This is a genomic window from Streptomyces sp. NBC_00448, from assembly GCF_036014115.1.
GTDB lineage: Bacteria > Actinomycetota > Actinomycetes > Streptomycetales > Streptomycetaceae > Actinacidiphila.
In genome coordinates this window covers 3,014,655-3,030,702 of record NZ_CP107913.1, presented here as the reverse complement: position 1 = coordinate 3,030,702, position 16,048 = coordinate 3,014,655, and the positions used below count along the sequence as shown (strand labels likewise).

Genomic DNA, 16,048 nt, shown 5'->3' with positions numbered 1-16,048 from the left:
GGGGGCAGCGGCGCGTCCGTGCGGCGGGTGGCTGCGGTGCTGAGCGACAGGGGAGGACGGACGACAATGGCCTGGTGGCGGTTCCTGCGGCCCAACGGCCCGGACCAGTTCGACGTGACGAACACGCACAGTGTGGAACTCACCAAGAGGCGGCCCGAGCTGTCGCTGACGAAACACGGTGCCGCGGTCGGCAACATGCGGGTGAACCTGTCCTGGCAGATGCGGCCGACCGACTCCGGGGACTGGGTGACGGATCGGGGCAGTTTCCTGCGCCGTCAGATCGACGTGTTCAAGCCACGTGTGGTCCAGGCGGCCGGCCCGGCGATGGTCAACGTCGACCTGGACCTGGCGTGCATGTACGAACTCGCGGACGGCACGAAGGGGGTGGTCCAGCCGCTCGGCGACTTCCACGGTGACCTGGACGCGCCGCCGTACATCCAGATGACCGGCGACGACCGGTTCGGCGGCACCTCGGGCGAGACGCTGTACATCAACTTCGACAAGCGCGAGGAGTTCAAGCGCCTGCTGGTGTTCGTGTACATCTACGACGGCACGCCGGCGTTCGACCGCACGCACGCGAAGGTGGAGATCTTTCCCGGGTCCGGGCCGCGGATCGAGATCCCGCTCACCGAGCGGGAGCCGCAGGCGCGGTCCTGCGCGGTGGTGCTGATCGAGAACCGCAAGGACGAGATGATCGTCCACCGCGAGGTGAAGTACGTGTACGGCTTCCAGGCGGAGATCGACCGGCTCTACGGGTGGGGGCTGCAGTGGGGGCGGGGGTACAAGTCCAAGGTGTGACCTGGGCGGTCGGGCTGGGCGGACCCTCCGGGGTGGGGGGTGCTGTCGGTTCCGGGACCACCTGCCGGTGGGGGGTTCTCGCGCCGTTCTCCCCCAGAGCTTCGCCTGGGAGGTGCCCCCACGCGCCCCTGGGTCAGTTGCGGGTGTTCCTTGAGAAGAAGCTGTCCTGGCCGGAGTGGTGTTTCGGCTGTGGGGTCACCACCCAGGGCTTCGCCTGGGGTTGCCGCCAAGCTCCCGTGGGTTCTCCCGAGCGGTCAGGCGGATTGGAACTGGGGGCCCTGCGGGGGGAGGGTGAAGTGGCCGTCGGGGGGGAGGGCGTTGGTGGCGACGGGCTGGGGGTAGCCGTAGGCCGGGTAGGCCTGTTGGGGCTGTTGGTGGACCACTGGTTGCTGAGGGGGTGGGGGAGGGATGGTGGCGGCGACGGGCTGGGGGTAGCCGTAGGCGGGCTGGGCGGGCACGTGGGAGGGGTATGGGGCCGGGAGAGGGTAGCCGTAGGCGCCGGGGGGTTCGGGGGCGGACACGGTGGGTCCTGCGGCCGCGGTGTAGCCGCCGGTGGGTGCGGGGCCGGGCATGGCGGCGGTGGGGCCGGCGGCGGCGGTGGCGCCCTGGGCGGGCTCGTCGGCGTCGGGGTCGCCGTCGTCGACCGCGATGCCGTACTCCGTGGCGAGGCCGACCAGGCCGGTGGCGTATCCCTGGCCGAGCGCGCGGAACTTCCAGCCGGCGTCCTTGCGGTACAACTCGCCGCAGATCAGCGCGCTTTCCTGGCCGGTGTCGGGCACCACGTCGAAGGTGACCAGCGGGGCGGCGTGCTGCGGGCCGGCCGCGTCGAAGAGGGCGAGCACCAGGTCGGGCACCAGCCGGAACGGCCCGCCGTCGCAGGACGCGGCGACCACCACCCGGTCCACGCCCGGGTCGAGCGCGGCCAGATCGACCTCCACGGTGTCGGTGAAGCCGTCGGGGACGCGCTGCTTCGGCAGGTGCCGGGCCAGGCCCGAGGGGTGCCGGGGGGCGTTGTAGAAGACGAAGTCGGCGTCCGAGCGCACCCGGCCGTCGGCGCCGAGCAGCAGCACGGAGGCGTCCACGTCGGGAGCGGTCGGCGCCGGGCTCCAGCGGAGCACCGCCCGGATGCCCGAGGCGTCCAGCGGGATGTTCGAGCCCTTCACCATCACGTGCGTCATGACTGCCATCCTGCCCGTCCTGCGGGGCGGCCCACAACGCCGCGGACGGCGGGCCGGGTGCGGGGGTCCGCTCCGGCCGCGCGGGCGGGGTGCGTGACGCGCGGGGACGGACACCTGGCCGACCGGAGCCGGTTACCTGTTTGTCACGCGCTGCGGGAACCTTTGCGACACGGGCGCACGTACGATAATCGGCCACGCGATTGACGCCTGCTCTCGCGGCTGCGACTCTGAAAGGGGGCGTATGCGACACTTCGGACATCTTGCTTCAGAGCTCAGGGGTGAGCTCTTCCACCGGGAACCTCAGGAGTTCACCTCCGGCTCTCCCGCGCGCGTCCTCGCGACCGCCCTCGGCGCCACGCTCTACAGCCCGGCCACCCGGCCGCACCTCGCCGACGACGTGCTCAAGCAGGCCGCCCACGGCGTGGTCTCCATGGTGCTGTGCCTGGAGGACTCCATCGACGACCGCGACGTCGAGGCGGGCGAGGCGAACCTGGTCCGGCAGTTCGCGGATCTGGCCGCCCGGCCCGGCGCCGAGCAGGCGCTCCCGCTGCTGTTCATCCGGGTCCGCACCCCGGCCCAGATCACCGACCTGGTGCACCGGCTCGGCGGCACCGTACGGCTGCTGTCCGGATTCGTGCTGCCCAAGTTCACCGAGGAGACCGGCGTCCCCTTCCTCGAAGCGGTCGGCAACGCGGAAAGTGCCTCGGGGCATCGGCTGTTCGCGATGCCGGTGCTGGAGTCCCCGGAGCTGCTGCACCTGGAGAGCCGGGTGGAGACGCTCTACGGGATATCCCGCACCGTCGACAAGTACCGCGACCGGGTGCTCGCGCTGCGCCTTGGCGTCACCGACTTCTGCTCCTCCTACGGCCTGCGCCGGGCGCCCGCGATGACCGCGTACGACGTGCAGATCGTCGCCTCCGTCATCGCCGACGTGGTCAACGTGCTCGGCCGCGCGGACGGCAGCGGCTTCGTCGTCACCGGCCCGGTGTGGGAGTACTTCCGGCACCACGAGCGGATGTTCAAGCCCCAGTTGCGCCGCAGCCCGTTCACCCCGGAGGCCGAGGATCTGCGCGAGGCCCTCATCGAGCAGGACATGGACGGCCTGCTGCGCGAGATCGAGCTGGACCGGGCCAACGGCCTGCAGGGCAAGACCTGTATCCACCCCAGCCATGTGCCGGTCGTCAACGCGCTGAGCGTCGTCACCCACGAGGAGTTCTGCGACGCCGCCGACATCCTGCACCAGGACCGCAGCGGCGGCGGGGTGCTCCGCTCCGCCTACACCAACAAGATGAACGAGGTGAAGCCGCACCGCGCCTGGGCCGAACGCACCCTGCGCCGCGCCGAGGTCTTCGGTGTCGCCCGCGAGGACGTCGGCTTCGTGGAACTGCTCGCCGCGAGCCTGCCCTCCTCCTGACCGGTGCCCACCCATCCGCACGTAAGGACACCCGCCTGATGCCAACGAACGCGCCCTGGACCGGGCAGTGGGTCGCCGACCGCCTCGGCGTCACCCTGCACGGCGACGGCCTCGCCGACCTGGTCGGCCTGGCGCTGCGGCGCAACCCCAAGCGGGCCCATCTGCTCGTCTCCCAGGTGCTCGGCAAGCACGTCCCGCAGGACCCCCGCACGGTCTACGGGTCCGCCTACGCGCTCGGCCGGCGGGTGCGGGACCTGCTGGGCGCGGCCGACGCGCGGAACGCGGTCGTGCTCGGATACGCCGAGACCGCCACCGGGCTCGGCCACGCGGTCGCCGACGGCATCGGCTTCGCGCCGTACCTGCACTCCACCCGCCGCGCGGTGCCCGGCATCACCCCGCACGGCGGGTTCGAGGAGGAGCACAGCCACGCCACCTCCCACCTGCTGCTGCCGGAGGAGCCCGGGCTGCTGACCCGGCCCGGCCCGCTCGTGCTGGTCGACGACGAGTTCTCCACCGGCCGCACCATCCGCAACACCATCGCGGCCCTGCACGCCCTCCACCCGCGCGAGCACTACGTCGTCGTGGCGCTCACCGACATGCGCGCGCCCGCCGACCGCGACGCGCTGGACGCCTTCGCCGCCGAACTGCCCGCGCACATCGACGTGATCGCCCTGGCCACGGGGACGGTCGGCCTCCCGGACGGGGTGCTCGGCAGGGGCCAGGCGCTGGTGGCCGCGCACAACGCGGCGGACGAGGCGTCCATCGCCGTCCCCCCGGCCGCCACCGGCCACGGTTCCGCCGCCTCCGCCGGGCGCGTACGCCGGGTGGAGCTGGAGTGGCCCGAGGAGGTGCCCGACGGGGGCCGGCACGGCTTCCTGCCCGGGCACGCCATGCGGCTGGCGGATGCGCTGCCCGCGATGGGCGGCCGGCTCGCCGACGCCCTGCCGCCGTCCGCCGGCCGCGTCCTCGTCCTCGGCAACGAGGAGCTGATGTACGCGCCCCTGCGGCTGGCCAAGGCGCTCCAGGACACCCTGGAGGCCCGGGCGCGCGCCTCGGCGCCCGGGAGCGCCCCGGCCGCCGTCCGGTACTCCACCACCACCCGCTCCCCGGTACTGGCGGTCGACGACCCCGGGTACGCCATACGGCACCGGATCGCGTTCCCCGCGCACGACGACCCGAACGACGCGGGCAGCACGGACCGGTTCGCCTACAACGTGCGCGGGTTCGACGCGGTGGTGTGCGTGGTGGACTCGACCGGGGACACCGCCGCCCTGCACGCGCCCGGCGGGCTGCTGGACCGGCTGGCCGCCGCCACCGACTCGGTACTGCTCGCGGTGGTGCCGTCCTACCGACCGAACGGAAGCACGCACGCGATGAGCCCGACGAACAGCCCGAGCGGTGCGACCGCGCGGGCCCCGCAGACCCCCGAGGCCCCGGCCGAGTCCCGCGGCCCGGCCGGGTCGTACGGCCTGGCCGAGCCGCTGCGGGGGCCGGAGTTCTCCTCCTACGCGCCCGACGAGGTGGGCTGGCTGCTCAAGGACCTCTCCGACGTCGAGTTGGAGGCGCCCACCGAGGAGCGCGAGGAGGCCATCCAGAGCGGCGGCGCGCACTACGCCGAGTCGCTGCCGGTGGAGTACCAACCCACCCCGGAGTACCAGGAGTTGTTCCGCTCGGCGCTGGACGGCTCGGCGCGGCGGATCGCCCGTGCGGTCGGCACCGTCACCGAACTGGTGCTGGCCGAGCGCGGACCGGACGCCGTCCTGGTCTCGCTCGCCCGCGCCGGCACCCCCGTCGGCGTGCTGATGCGCCGCTGGGCCGAGCACGCGCACGGGCTGCGGCTGCCGCACTACGCGGTCTCCATCGTCCGCGGGCGCGGCATCGACGCCAACGCGCTGCGCTGGCTGGCCGCCCACCACGACCCGGCCGACGTGGTGTTCGTCGACGGCTGGACCGGGAAGGGCGCGATCACCCGCGAACTGGCCGCGGCCGTGGCCGAGTTCGCCGAAGCGCAGGCGTCGGAGCAGGGCTCGGGCGCGGGTTCGGGTTCGGGGAAGCCGGGATTCGACCCGGAGATCGCGGTCCTCGCCGACCCGGGCGGCTGCGTACGCACCTACGGCACCCGCGACGACTTCCTGATCCCCTCCGCCTGCCTCAACTCCACCGTCTCCGGGCTGATCTCCCGCACCGTGCTGCGTGAGGGGCTGATCGGACCGCACGACTTCCACGGCGCGAAGTTCTACCGCGACCTGCTCGGCGCCGACGTCTCCGGGTACTTCCTCGACACCGTCGCCGCCGCCTTCGACTCGGTCGCCGACGGTGTCGCCGCCGACGTCAAGTCGCTGCGCGGGCAGGACCGTTCGCCGACCTGGGCGGGCTGGGCCGCGGTGGAGCGGATCAGCGAGGAGTACGGCATCGGGGACGTCAACCTGGTCAAGCCCGGCGTCGGCGAGACCACCCGGGTGCTGCTGCGCCGGGTGCCGTGGAAGATCCTCGCCAAGCGCGGGGTGGGCGCCGACCTGGACCACGTCAGGCTGCTCGCCGCGCAACGCGGCGTCCCCGTCGAGGAGGTGGACGACCTGCCGTACTCCTGCGTCGGCCTGATCCACCCGCGCTTCACGCGCGGCGCGACCGGTGTGGACGGCAAGGCGGTGGCCGCGAAGTGAGCCGCGCCCCGATGCCCACGCACCACCGGACCGTGGTCGCCAGCGACCTCGACCGCACCCTGGTCTACTCCGCCGCCGCGCTGGGCCTGACCATGCCGGACGAGCAGGCCCCGCGGCTGCTGTGCGTCGAGGTCCACGAGGCCAGGCCGCTGTCCTACCTCACCGAGGCCGCCGGGCGGCTGCTGGTCGAACTCGCCGACACCGCGCGGTTCGTGCCCGCCACCACCCGCACCCGCAAGCAGTACCGCCGGATCAAGTTGCCCGGGCGGGTGCCGCGTTACGCGATCTGCGCGAACGGCGGGCACCTGCTGGTCGACGGGCGCACCGACCACGACTGGCACGACGAGATGCGGCGCAGGCTCGCCGACGGCTGCGCGCCGCTGGCCGAGGTGCGGGCGCACCTGGCCGCCACCGCGGACCCGGAGTGGCTGCGCAAGGAGCGGATCGCCGAGGAGCTGTTCGCCTACCTCGTGGTCGACCGGGACCGGCTGCCCGTCGGCTGGGTCAAGGAACTCGCCGAGTGGGCCGACGCACGCGGCTGGACCGTCTCGCTCCAGGGACGCAAGATCTACGCCGTGCCCAAGCCGCTCAGCAAGTCCGCGGCCCTCGCGGAGGTGGTCCGGCGTACCGGTGCGCACGAGGTGCTCGCCGCCGGTGACTCGCTCCTGGACGCCGACCTCCTGCTGGCCGCGGACGCCGGCTGGACTCCCGCGCACGGCGAGCTCGCCGACACCGGGTGGACGGCTCCGCACGTCACCGCGCTCGCGTCCGCCGGAGTGGCCGCGGGCGAGGAGATCCTCCACCGCGTCCTCGCCCGGCTCGAAGACCGTCCCGGCGTACGGCTCGACGGCTGACCGGCGCCCGGTCCCGGCCGCGCGTCAGACCCCGGGGCGCCGTGGCGGGAGCGGGCCCGGAACCGCCGGGATGCGGGAGTTCGCGAGGATGACCGCCAGGCAGCCGACCGCGAGCACCGCCAGCGCGAGGAGCAGCACGGGATAGCCGACGACGGACGACGCGGCGGCGAGCACGGTCGGCAGCAGGAAGCCGGCGTACGCCGCCGCGTAGTACACGCCGGTGAGCCCGGCGAGGTCGTCGGGGCGGGCTATGCGCTGGATCTCCACCAGTCCGGAGACGATCGCGATCCCGTAGCCCGCGCCCAGCACGAGCGCGCCGACCGGCGCCAGCCACGGCGAGCGGGTCTGGGCGTCCAGCCCGCACACGGCCATGCCCAGCGCCATCAGCACCATGGCGGCCGACATCGCCGGCACGCTCGACCGGGCGCCGAGCCGTTTCGCGAGGGGCTGGACGACGGCTCCCATGCCCAGGGTGAGCACGGTCAGCGCGGTGGCGTAGGCCAGGCCCCAGTGGCCGACCCGGGCGTCGACGAGCTGGGGTGTCACGGCGTACGCGATGCCCGCGGACCCGAACACCCAGGGCGCCATGGGGAGGACGACCCGCCGGAAGCGGCGGTGCCCGGCGGCCGGGACCCTCAGATCGGCCAGGAGTTCGCGGGCCCGCAGCCCTCCGACCCGTAGCCCTCGCGGTCCTCCGGTCGGCGGTCCTCCGGTCGACAGTCCTCCGGTCGGCTCCGGCCGGACCGCCGGCCGCTTCCGGGTCTCGGGTGCCCCGAGCATGACCGCCAACAGGGCGCCCCCGACCGCCACATGGACCAGGTAGGGCAGCGCGGTGGGCCACGGACCCCACTGGGCGAGCGCGCCGGCCACGCCCGGACCGATCCCGAAGCCCGCGGTGAGCGCCAGCGAGCTGCGCCGGGCGCCCGCGCCAGGGTCGGCACCGGGGTCGAAGGGGGCCTGCGACAGCTCCTTCACCCAGCTCGACCCCACGGCCATCGCGATCCCGACGGCGGCCCCGGTCAGCAGCCGCCCCGCGACGAGCGGGCCGAGCCCGAGCGACCCGGCCGCGAGGACGGCACTGGCCAGCAGCGAGACCGCCGTGCCGGCGATCATCAGCGGCCGCCGCCCCCAGCGGTCGGAGAGCGGACCGCCGATCAGCAGGCCGGGGATGAGCCCGACCACGTAGGCGCCGAGCAGCGCGTCGACGGTCACCGTCGAGTAGCCGTCCGTACGCCGGTACATCAGCAGCAGCGGGGTGAACTGGTTGCCGCCCCACCCGCAGGCGACCAGCCCGGCGGCGGCCTGCCGCCAGCCGCGCGGGTGGGCGGCGCGGGGCGTCTTCGCGCGCACGGCCTCGGTGGTTGCGGTGGAGGCGGTGGTCGCGGTCATCGGGCCGCTCCGCTCCGTGCGGCGGGCCGTACGGCGCTCGACGCCGTTCGTGTCGGTGCCGTTCGTGCCGACGCCGTTCGTGCGGGTGCCGTCGGGCTCCGCCGTGCTGTCGCCGGTGTGCTGTGCGCGGTCCTTCGCATGGTCAGCGGTCGCCGCCGTCCAGCGCCCGGTGGGTGTCGTCGAGGTGGCGGCGCAGCGCCGCGGCGAAGGCGGTCTCGTCGCGCGCGGCGATGTGGGTCACCAGCGCCTCGTGTTCCCGCGCGAGCACGCTCAGCCGGTCCGGCCGGGGCCGCAGCGCGTGGACGGCCATCCGCCGTTGCCGGTCGCCGAGGGAGGCGTAGAACCGCTCGGCGAGGCTGTTGCCCGAGACGGCGACGATCGCGAGGTGGAACGCCTGGTCGAGGCGGGTGAAGGTGTCGACGTCCAGGTCCCGGGCGGGTGCCTCCTGCTCGCTCAGGCGGCGGCGCAGCAGGGCGACGGCCTCGGCGAGCCGGTCGTCGTCGCCCGCCAGCAGTCGCCGGACCGCCGCGCACTCCAGCGCCTCGCGCACCTCCAGCACGTTGGCGGCCTCGTGCGGCGGGACCGGCACCACGACCGCGCCCCGCTTGGGGATCAGCCGCAGCAACTCCTCGCTCTCCAGGCGCAGGAAGGCGGCCCGGACCGGGGTGCGGCTCAGCCCGATCCGGTCGGCGACCTCGACCTCGCTGATCAGGCTGCCGCCGGGCAGGTCGCCGGCGAGAATCCGCTCCTTGGTGTCGGCGTACGCCCGCTCGGCGGCCGAGGCGGGCCGGTCCTGGCGGTGCGCGGAGTCGGGAGGTGAGGTATCCATACATGCACCCTAGCATGGATACATGTATGGGCCACGAGATCCCGAGGGGGCCGGGCGGGCATCACCGGAGCCGGTCGGGTGCCGCCGGAACGGGTCGGGGTCAGGCACCCCGTTCCGCGCTGATGACGCGGGAGCAGTGGGCGCGGCCGGACTCGGCCCGTCGGGCGTTGGGCCGCTCGCTGTCGGCGATGAAGGCGATCGCCTCGTCCTGGGAGCGCCCGCCCCCTACGTGCCGGTGCAGCAGCCGGCGTTCGCGCAGCCGCCGGGGCGTGTCGACGTACCAGAGCTCGTCGAGGAGGTCGCGGACCTCCGACCAGCCGGCCCCGTCGTCGGCCAGGTAGTTCCCCTCGGTGACGACGAGCCGCGCGGTGGCGGGGACGACCAGGGCGGCGGCCACCGGCTCGTCGAGCCGCCGGTCGAACCCGGGCGCGTAGACCGGCCGTTCACGGATCGCCCGCAGCCGGCGCAGCAGGTGCACGTACCCGTCGACGTCGAACGTCTCGGGCGCCCCCTTGCGTCCGCGCAGCTCCAGCCGGTCCAACTGGGCGTTGGACAGGTGGAATCCGTCCATCGGCACGTACGCCGCCGTGTCCGCGCCGAGCCGGCCGTTGACGCCGCTGACCAGTCGCTGCGCGAGCGTCGACTTTCCGGCGGCCGGCGCGCCCGCCAACCCGAGCAGGGCTCGGCGGCCTGGGATGCTGGGTACCAACGCGATCACGTCATCGACGAGCATCCGGCCAGCCTAGGGCGACGGACCCCGGGCCGGGCCTGAGCCTGACACCGTTCACGGGAGAAGACGTTGTACGAGACGAAGAACCCCCCGCTCACCCCGGAGTTGTACGCGTACGTCCTCGCGCACAACCCGCCGCTGAGCCCGGCCCAGCGCGCGCTGGTGGAGACCACGCACCGTCGGTTCGCGGACTCCGCCGGGCTCCAGACGGCGCAGGAGCAAGGCCCGCTGCTGGAGTTCCTGGTCCGGCTCACCGGGGCCCGCCAGATCGTGGAGGTCGGCACGTTCACCGGCTTCTCGACGCTGTCGATGGCGGCGGCGCTGCCGGAGGGCGGCCGGGTCATCGCCTGCGACGTCTCCGAGGAGTGGACCTCGGTGGGGCGCGCGGCCTGGGCGGAGGCGGGCGTCGCGGACCGGATCGACCTGCGGATCGCCCCCGCGATCGAGACGCTGCGGGCGCTGCCGGAAGGCCCGTGGATCGACCTGGTCTTCCTCGACGCGGACAAGGGCTCCTACATCGACTACTGGGAGGAGCTGGTGCCGCGAATGAACCCCGGCGGCCTCCTCGTGGTCGACAACACCCTCTTCCACGGCGAGGTCACCGACCTCGGCAGGGGCGGCGGGGCCGCGGCGATCCGCGAGTTCAACGACCGGGTGCGGGCCGACGACCGGGTCGACGACGTGCTGCTGACGGTCGCGGACGGCACGACGCTGGCCCGCAAGCGGTGAGGTGGCGGGGGTAGCGGAGTGGGGGTAGGTGGCGGGTGGCGGGTGGCGGCGGCCCGGCGCGCGGGCTTATGAGGCGGGTGTCGCCGGCGTCTCGGGTGTCGCCGACGCCTCGGGCGTCTCGGGCCTGAGCAGGGCGGCCAGCAGCGGGCGGTAGTGGGCGAAGGGCGGCACCCGCGCGGCCGGGTCCTTCGCCCGCTCGTCCCAGCGGCGCAGCGTCACCGCGTCGCGGGCGTACGGCTCGGCTTCGTACGCCCGCGCCTGCGCGACCGTCATCGGGCCGCCCTGCAGCGCCAGGGTCCGCACCGACTCGGCGGAGAGCTTGTCGTGGTAGCCGGGTTCGGCGCGGCACAGATACCGCTTGGCGGCCACGTGCAGCCGTACCGGCTCCGTGACGTCCGGGCCGAACCACGCGGCGAGCCGGTCCGCACCCGTGTGGCTGTGCCGGTTGTCGGTGCCTTCCAGCCACTCCTCGCCGCTCACGGTGCCGTGGAAGTGGCCGATGTCGTGCAGCAGCGCCGCGGCCACCAGCGCGGGCCGGGCGCCGTCGGCCTCGGCGAGCGCCGCCGCTTGCAGCATGTGCTGGGCCTGGGTGACGTCCTCGCCGAGGTACTGGTCGGCGCCGGCGCCGAGGAAGAGCGCTTCCAGCGCGTCGAGGGGGGCGGTGTCCATGGCCGGAAGATGCCACACCCGGGCGGTCGTCCGGCGTCACCCGGGTTACCTGTGGATGAACGCCGACCCTGCCCACCGCTCCGGCTACCCTGAGGGCATGCCCCGTTACGAGTACCGCTGCAAGGCGTGCGGCTTCACCTTCGAGATGCGCCGCCCCATGTCCCAGTCCGACGCCCCCGCACCCTGCCCCCGCGGCCACGCCGACACGGTCAAGCTCCTCTCCACCGTCTCCGTCGCCTCCTCGTCCTCCCCTTCCCCCGCAGGGCCCTCCGGGGGTTCCGGCGGAGGAGGCTGCTGCGGAGGAGGTTGCTGCGGCTGACCCTGTCCCCCCGGGGGCGCCCGGGGTGCCCGGGGGAGTGCCCATCCACCCCACCACTGGCGGTTGACGGCCGTGCGGCGGGACTCCGTACCCCTGACGCCGGGTGCGGCGGGAGGTCCCGCACCTACTGAGCGGCGCGTGCGGGTGCTGTCAACGGAGCTGACCAGCCCACAACCGGCCGGTGTTGAACGGTGCAGCCGAGGCAGCTACCCCAGCCCAACGGGGGTGCCCGGGGGAGTGCCCGCACTTGCTCAGGGGCGCGTGGGGTACCTCCCAGGCGAAGCTCTGGGGGAGAACGGAGCCGACCAGCCCAACCCGGCGGGTGGTCCCGGGACGGCGGGCCGACCCGAGTCGGGGGGTCCGTCAACGCCCCGCCGCGCGGTCCTCCCGAATATTGGACACCACCCGGTTCACCGTGTCCCGCACCGCCGCGGTCTCCGTGAGGAACGCCCAGTAATCGGGGTGCCGCCCCTCCAGCGCGCCCACGGCGCGGTCGAGCCGCGCCACCGCCTCGTCGAGCGGCCGCGCATGCCGGGGCTCGGGCGTACTCCGCCCCTGCATCGCCAGCCGCTGCGCGTCACGAATCGCGAACCGCGTCTTCTCCACCTCGCCGGTCGGGTCCTTGCTGACCTCGTTGAGCCGGCGCAGCCGATCCCCTGCGGCGGCCACGGCGCCGTCCACGTCGTCCATCTGCGTACGTACGGTCGCCAGCCGCGAGGTCGCGTCGGCCCAGCGCTGCTCCGTACGAGCCACCCGGGCCTCGGCGAGTGCCTGCTCGGCGAGCCGGACCGCCTGCGCGGCCTGATCCGGCACCGCCTGCAGGTCCTGCCAGCAGGCGGCGGAGAAACGGCGCCGCAACTCGCTGAGCACGGGGGCCACCCCCTCCGCCCGGGTGCCGAGTGCCTGCACCCGGGTACGCAGCGACACCAGCCGCTTGTCGATCTCCTTCGCCTGCTCGGGCAGCCGCTCGGCCTCGGCCCTGACCGCGTCCGCGGTGCGCCGCATCTCGTCGGCCCGCCGGACCGTCTCCCGCACGCCGTGCTTGCTCGCGCCCTCGTTGAGCTTTGTGAGCTCCGGGCCGAGCGAGGCGAGCCGGGCCGCCAGCGCGTCGGCCTTCAGCCCCGCCGCGCGCACCGCGTCCAGCGCCTGGCTCGCCGCGAGCAGCGACTGCTTGGCCCGCTCCCGGGCGGGCGCCAGCTGGGCGAGCTGCGTCTCGGCCTTGCCCAGCAGCGGGGCGAGGCCGGCCTGGTACCGCTCCAGCTCGGTCTTCGCGTTGGTCAGGTCGTCCTTCGCCCGGGTCAGCTCGGTCACGGCCCGCGAGGCCGCCGCGTGGTCCAGGTCGTCCCGGTCGATGTCGTGGGCGTCGACGGTCGCGATGTAGGCGCCGCTGACCCGGTCGATCTTCTCGCCGAGCGCCCGGAAGCCGTCCAGCGCCCGCCTGGCCTGCGGGGTGTCGTCGACCGCGGAGATCGTCTCTATCGAGATCTCCAGGTCCCGCTGGGCCGTGTCCAGGTCGTAGAACGCCTGGGCCGCGGCGTCCTTCGCCGCCTGGGCCTCCGCACGCAGGTCGTCGCCGCGCCGCCACCACGAACGTGCCGTCGTCACAGTGACACTCTCTCCCCGCGCTCGCTGCTCACTGTCGTCCGCCCCATCCTCCCACCCACCCGGCCCGAACACACGGCCCCCTTTCCCCGCGCCCGCGCTCCGGCCCCGCCGACTCCAGCCCGAGCTCCGCCGCCGGACCCGCTCCGGCCCGCCGCCCGGCCCGCCGCGCTTGCCGAGCACGCCCCACCCCGGGGTAACCTGTGACGTCGCAAACCCCCGGGGCGTGTAGCTCAGTGGTAGAGCGCCGCCCTTACAAGGCGGATGTCGGCGGTTCGAAACCGTCCACGCCCACCCCCGGTCCAGCCCCTCCCGCGCCAGACGGGAGGGGCTTCTTGATGCGCGGTTCCCGCGGAGGCCGCCCGGGCGTGGTCGGCGTCGCCGCCGGGGAGCCGACGTAGACGGTGTGCGGCTGCTGGTCGGCGTGGCAGTCGCATCCGCACCGGTACGTCTGCACGGGGACGTTCGCGTCCGTGTCGCCCGGCAGCCGCAGTACCGTGTTGCCCGGGCACCAGGCGTGCGGCTCGGGCCAGTCGAGCCGGTCGGCCGTAGCGCACTGCGGCGATGCCGCTGCCTCGGCGGCCGTCGGGCGCCGCACGGTCACCTCTTCGAACTGCTGGCCGGCGCGGACTTGGGGTCGGTGGTGCAGCCGCCCTTACGGCAGTCGGGGTTCGAGCACGACATGACGATCACTCCTTGTCGGTGGTGGTCTGAGCGGCCTGGATACGGGCGCGCAGCTGTTCTGTGAGGGGCAATGACGCCCCTGCGTGGTGGTACAGAGCGGACACCAGCAGATGGAGCCGCCGGCCCGCCTCGCAGGTGACCGGTGCGGCCAGTACCGCTTCCAACTCGGCGAGCGTGACGTCGAGCGGGCGGGCGGCGAGTTCGGCGCAAGCCGCCTCCAACGCCCACACCCGCGGGACCCGCAGATCTTCATCGAGCAGGACCCCGACGGTGAGCCGCCGTGTCGTCGTCCGCCGCATGCTGCGCCCCTCGCCGGCGTGGCCGCTGCCCCGGACCGTCGCACGGCCGGGGGGCCTTCTTCCGGCCACGCTACGAGCGCGATGCGCGGCACCGTAAGCGATGTGCGCAGATGTGCACCAAGAGCATGTGCCAAGGGACATGTGAGAGAGGTGGTCTTGACGGTGGCTCGGTCCATCGCGAAGGTGGAGCACAAAGGCGCACCACGCAGAGGGAGATCACCGCCATGGCCTTACTGTTCATCGGCATCGACCCCGACACCGGGCACAACGGCTCTTCCACCGTGTGGGTCGACCCCTACACCCGCGACCTCGTCGTGCAGAGCTAGATCGCCGACGAGCCCACCCGCCAGGAGTGCGTCGACACCACCGCGCCGGGCCACGCGAAGGGAATCCCCGACCACGAGACGGCCATCCGGATTCCGCCGCACATGATCCCGATCCTGAGGAGGGCATGCGATGTTGCCGAGCGAAGTGGACTTCGAGGGCCTGCTGGAAGCGACCCGGACCTCGGCCGTACATCTGGAGATGCGTGACCAGTACGCCGTCGGCGACGAGATCACGGACTTCGAACGCTGGCGGGCCGGCGGGCTGCGCGACATCGACCCAACCTCGGCGTACTGGACGCCGTGGGTGGACCTGATCACCCGGACCCGAGCCCGCGGCGTCACCGTCCGCCGGGCCCGGATCGTCTCCGAGCCCGCCACCGAGTACATCCGGTACGAGCACGCGGGCACCGTCGTCAACGTGGTCGCGGGCGAGCAGGTGCGGTGGCTGCCCCGGCACCGGGCGGCGACGCTGCTGGTGCCCGGCGCCGACCTGTGGATCTTCGACGGCGAGACCGTGCTGTTCAACCACTTCACCGGCGACGGCAACTGGGCCGATCCCGACATGGAACTGGTCACCGACCCGGCCGTCGTCCAGCAATGCGTGACCGCGTTCGAGCAGATCTGGGATCGTGGCATCCCACACGACCAGTACAAGATCCGCTAGCCAGAGAGCACCGGTAGCCCCGCCCATGCCCGCATCGCCGTCATCGTCCGCGCAGGCCGCCCGGGAAGACGTCGCCCGACGCCTCCGGGGGCTGCGCCGAACGGCCGGCCTGACGGTGACGGAGCTGGCCAACCGGTGCTCCTGGCATCACGCCAAGACCTCGCGTATCGAGAACGCACGTACTCCGCCGTCGCCGACCGACATCCGGCTGTGGTGCCGGGCCACCGGCGGCGAAGAACAGGCGGCCGACCTGATCGCGGCGTCCCTGCATGCCGAGTCGCTGTACACCGAGTGGAAGCGGCAGGCTCGTGACGGGCTCCGAAAGCTCCAGGACAGCTATCGGACGCTGTACGAGTCCACCGCGCAGTTCCGCGTCTACTCGACCACGCTCGTCCCGGGGTTCCTCCAGACCGAGGGCTACGCGCGGGCGCTGCTCTCGGCGAACGCCCGCTTCCTTGGTCTCCCGGACGACGGTGCCGAGGCCGCGGCGGCCCGTCTTGAGCGCTCTCAGATCATTCACCGGCCCGGTCGTCGGTTCGTGCTCCTTGTCGAAGAAGCCGTCCTGCGGTACCAACTCGGCGATGCGGAGGCGATGGCCGCGCAACTCGGATACCTCCTCACCGCGGGCGCGCTGCCCGCGGTGTCACTGGGGGTCATCCCGATGGCGACACGGGACCGGCCGCTGTGGGCCGCGGAGACGTTCATGGTCTTCGATCGGGACCTCGCCTGCGTGGAACTGATCTCCGCGCAGGTCAACATCACCCAGCCCGGCGAGATCGCGCTCTACGTCAGCGCGTTCGAGCAGTTGCGGAAGATGGCGGTGTACGGCGCGGAGGCGCGGGCGCTGATCGTGCGGGCCATCGACGCCCTGCGGTGACACCTTGCCCTGCGGTCCGGCATG

At 73.5% G+C, this 16,048-nt stretch carries 15 protein-coding genes and 1 tRNA gene; 9 read left to right on the top strand and 7 right to left on the bottom strand.

Going from position 1 to position 16,048, the window contains the following annotated elements; genetic code table 11:
- Window positions 1–66 precede the first annotated feature (66 nt).
- Window positions 67–798, top strand: coding sequence for a Tellurium resistance (locus tag OG370_RS12795; RefSeq protein WP_328463661.1), 732 nt, complete (start codon window positions 67–69; stop codon window positions 796–798).
- Between the two features lie 254 nt (window positions 799–1,052).
- On the opposite strand, the gene OG370_RS12790 is transcribed toward OG370_RS12795, so the two are convergent.
- Window positions 1,053–1,976, bottom strand: a complete 924-nt coding sequence (locus tag OG370_RS12790; RefSeq protein ID WP_328474048.1) for a TerD family protein — start codon at window positions 1,974–1,976, stop codon at window positions 1,053–1,055.
- A 241-nt stretch (window positions 1,977–2,217) separates the two neighbouring features.
- On the opposite strand from OG370_RS12790, the gene OG370_RS12785 reads away from it, so the two are divergent.
- From OG370_RS12785 to OG370_RS12775, 3 genes are read left to right on the top strand one after another with little or no spacing between them, the layout of a single operon-like run.
- Complete coding sequence (locus tag OG370_RS12785) at window positions 2,218–3,390, top strand: HpcH/HpaI aldolase/citrate lyase family protein (protein ID WP_328463659.1); 1,173 nt, start codon at window positions 2,218–2,220, stop codon at window positions 3,388–3,390.
- 38 nt (window positions 3,391–3,428) lie between these two features.
- Complete coding sequence (locus tag OG370_RS12780) at window positions 3,429–6,053, top strand: phosphoribosyltransferase (protein ID WP_328463657.1); 2,625 nt, start codon at window positions 3,429–3,431, stop codon at window positions 6,051–6,053.
- Window positions 6,054–6,064: 11 nt separating this feature from the next.
- Entirely contained in the window at window positions 6,065–6,907 is an 843-nt protein-coding gene (locus tag OG370_RS12775; protein WP_328463655.1) for an HAD family hydrolase, read from the top strand.
- A 24-nt stretch (window positions 6,908–6,931) separates the two neighbouring features.
- Here OG370_RS12775 and OG370_RS12770 read toward each other — a convergent pair whose 3' ends face one another.
- From OG370_RS12770 to OG370_RS12760, 3 genes are all read right to left on the bottom strand, one after another.
- Window positions 6,932–8,296, bottom strand: a complete 1,365-nt coding sequence (locus OG370_RS12770) for an MFS transporter (RefSeq protein WP_328463653.1) — start codon at window positions 8,294–8,296, stop codon at window positions 6,932–6,934.
- 142 nt (window positions 8,297–8,438) lie between these two features.
- Window positions 8,439–9,125: a GntR family transcriptional regulator gene (locus OG370_RS12765; RefSeq protein ID WP_328463651.1), complete on the bottom strand. Its 687-nt coding sequence runs from the start codon at window positions 9,123–9,125 to the stop codon at window positions 8,439–8,441.
- Window positions 9,126–9,225: 100 nt separating this feature from the next.
- Window positions 9,226–9,858, bottom strand: coding sequence for a nucleoside/nucleotide kinase family protein (locus OG370_RS12760; RefSeq protein WP_328463649.1), 633 nt, complete (start codon window positions 9,856–9,858; stop codon window positions 9,226–9,228).
- Window positions 9,859–9,924: 66 nt separating this feature from the next.
- Here OG370_RS12760 and OG370_RS12755 point away from each other — a divergent pair, with 66 nt between their 5' ends.
- The gene (locus OG370_RS12755; RefSeq protein WP_328463647.1) at window positions 9,925–10,584 is read left to right on the top strand and encodes an O-methyltransferase; all 660 of its coding nucleotides are present in this window, start codon (window positions 9,925–9,927) and stop codon (window positions 10,582–10,584) included.
- A 66-nt stretch (window positions 10,585–10,650) separates the two neighbouring features.
- Here OG370_RS12755 and OG370_RS12750 read toward each other — a convergent pair whose 3' ends face one another.
- Entirely contained in the window at window positions 10,651–11,253 is a 603-nt protein-coding gene (locus OG370_RS12750; RefSeq protein ID WP_328463645.1) for a phosphonate degradation HD-domain oxygenase, read from the bottom strand.
- A gap of 97 nt (window positions 11,254–11,350) precedes the next feature.
- On the opposite strand from OG370_RS12750, the gene OG370_RS12745 reads away from it, so the two are divergent.
- Window positions 11,351–11,572 carry an FmdB family zinc ribbon protein gene (locus tag OG370_RS12745; RefSeq protein WP_328463643.1) on the top strand — a complete coding sequence of 74 codons (222 nt, stop codon included), beginning with the start codon at window positions 11,351–11,353 and terminating at the stop codon, window positions 11,570–11,572.
- A gap of 363 nt (window positions 11,573–11,935) precedes the next feature.
- Here the strand turns inward: OG370_RS12745 and OG370_RS12740 are convergent, their stop codons facing one another.
- Complete coding sequence (locus tag OG370_RS12740) at window positions 11,936–13,177, bottom strand: hypothetical protein (RefSeq protein ID WP_328463641.1); 1,242 nt, start codon at window positions 13,175–13,177, stop codon at window positions 11,936–11,938.
- Window positions 13,178–13,396: 219 nt separating this feature from the next.
- Here OG370_RS12740 and OG370_RS12735 point away from each other — a divergent pair.
- Window positions 13,397–13,468, top strand: a tRNA-Val gene (locus OG370_RS12735).
- A gap of 395 nt (window positions 13,469–13,863) precedes the next feature.
- Here OG370_RS12735 and OG370_RS12730 read toward each other — a convergent pair.
- Window positions 13,864–14,157, bottom strand: coding sequence for a hypothetical protein (locus OG370_RS12730; RefSeq protein ID WP_328463639.1), 294 nt, complete (start codon window positions 14,155–14,157; stop codon window positions 13,864–13,866).
- Window positions 14,158–14,613: 456 nt separating this feature from the next.
- Between OG370_RS12730 and OG370_RS12720 the strand changes: the two genes are divergently transcribed.
- Window positions 14,614–15,147, top strand: coding sequence for a DUF6879 family protein (locus OG370_RS12720; protein ID WP_328463637.1), 534 nt, complete (start codon window positions 14,614–14,616; stop codon window positions 15,145–15,147).
- A gap of 25 nt (window positions 15,148–15,172) precedes the next feature.
- A complete protein-coding gene (locus OG370_RS12715) occupies window positions 15,173–16,024 on the top strand; it encodes a helix-turn-helix domain-containing protein (protein WP_328463635.1) in 852 nt (283 codons plus the stop codon).
- The last annotated feature ends 24 nt before the right edge of the window (window positions 16,025–16,048 follow it).